Annotated in this window: 2 protein-coding genes and 1 pseudogene; 1 reads left to right on the forward strand and 2 read right to left on the reverse strand. The window is 65.1% G+C overall.

Annotation, left to right across the window (positions count from 1 at the left end; all coding sequences use genetic code 11):
- Window positions 1–145, forward strand: a pseudogene (locus tag AC1D00_RS40420) (D-glycerate dehydrogenase); the annotation flags it as partial.
- A gap of 67 nt (window positions 146–212) precedes the next feature.
- On the opposite strand, the gene AC1D00_RS40425 reads toward AC1D00_RS40420, so the two are convergent.
- Together AC1D00_RS40425 and AC1D00_RS40430 are read right to left on the reverse strand one after the other, a co-directional pair.
- The gene (locus AC1D00_RS40425; protein WP_135175165.1) at window positions 213–488 is read right to left on the reverse strand and encodes a DUF3303 domain-containing protein; all 276 of its coding nucleotides are present in this window, start codon (window positions 486–488) and stop codon (window positions 213–215) included.
- 163 nt (window positions 489–651) lie between these two features.
- Window positions 652–1,455, reverse strand: coding sequence for a HesA/MoeB/ThiF family protein (locus tag AC1D00_RS40430; RefSeq protein ID WP_027546836.1), 804 nt, complete (start codon window positions 1,453–1,455; stop codon window positions 652–654).
- Window positions 1,456–1,579: the final 124 nt, after the last annotated feature.

Here is a 1,579-nt window from a genome sequence, read left to right on the forward strand (position 1 = left end):
GGCCGGCAAGGTGACGCTGCTGCCGCACATGGGCTCGGCCACGATCGAAGGCCGCGTCGAGATGGGCGAGAAGGTGATCATCAACATCCGCACCTTCCTCGACGCGCACAAGCCGCCGGATCGCGTGCTGCCGAGCATGCTCTGAGGCGCTGTGCGCCGAGGCTCGCAGACTTGAACGGAGCGGCCGGCATACCGCGGCCGCTCCGAGCCAGTCACTGCTTTGCCAAGGCGGCCAGGATCGGGCCGGCTTCGGCGTCTTCCACGCATGGGGTCACAGTGATCTCCATGACGTTGGCCCATTGGGCGTACCATTGGTACATGGCCTTGGGGTCGTTGCTCTCCGAAATGGCAAAACCCGTCCCATTCATTCCGTGCCAGCGGCCGAGCATCTTCACGCCTTCCGGTGGCGCGCCCCCTGTCTTCAGGAATTTCTCGATCGCGGAGTCGATCAGGCTTGGCGGCAGTTTCCAGCTCGAGATGTACTTCATAGCAATCTCCAATCTGAAATAACCATTTGCCTTGCGGCGACGCGAATTCAATCACGAAGAGAGACACTTGCAAGTGTCGATTCGGGCCCGTCCCGATCACTGTCCGGAGACGRCACAGGCGACGCGAGGCGCGCGACTTTCTCCGCCCGGCAATGTGAGCAGCCTACTCGCGATGGATGCTTAGATCCTCGAACACAGGCCCATCGCCGTTGAGCGGATTGGCCGGATCGCGCGCGTAGCGCAGCGTCTCGAAGCGCATCGCGCGCGCATCGATCATCAGCAGGCGGCCGACGAGGCCGTCGCCGAAACCGACGATCTCGCGGATCGCCTCCAGCGCCATCATCGAACCCAGCACGCCCGCGAGGGCGCCCATGACGCCGGCCTCGGCGCAGGCCGGCACCGTGCCGGGCGGCGGCGCCTCCGGAAACAGGCAGCGATAGGTCGGATTGAATTCGCCAGCCTCGTTCTTCTCATGCGCGCGGATGGTGGTGAGCGAGCCGTCGAAGGTGCCGAGCGCCGCGGTGATCAGCGGCCTCTTCGCGAAGAAGCAGGCATCCGAGACCAGATAGCGTGTCGAGAAATTGTCGGAGCCGTCGAGCACGAGGTCGTAGTCGCCGATCAGGCTGAGCGCGTTGTCGGCGTTGAGCCAGGTGGCGTGACCGACGAAGCGCACATGTGGATTGAGAGCGGAAATGCGCTCGGCCGCGCTCTCGACCTTGTGGCGGCCGATGTCCGGCGTCGTATGGATCACCTGGCGCTGGAGGTTGGACAGCGACACCACGTCGTCATCGACCACGCCGAGCGTACCGATTCCGGCGGCGGCCAGATACATCAAGGCGGGCGCGCCGAGCCCGCCGGCGCCGATCACCAGCACGGAGCCCCGCTTCAGCGCAGCCTGGCCCGGGCCGCCGACGTCGCGCAGCACGATATGGCGGGCATAGCGTTCGAGTTCGTCCGGGCTCAGCATCTTCGTCCGTCTCTCCTACCACGCCCTCGCTCTCGATCCTCATGGTGAGGAGCGCGGAACGCGCGTCTCGAACCATGAATGCCAGATCTCGCCCGGGTCCATCCTTCGAGACGCGGCCTAAGGC

The organism is Bradyrhizobium sp. P2_E8 (genome assembly GCF_056403875.1).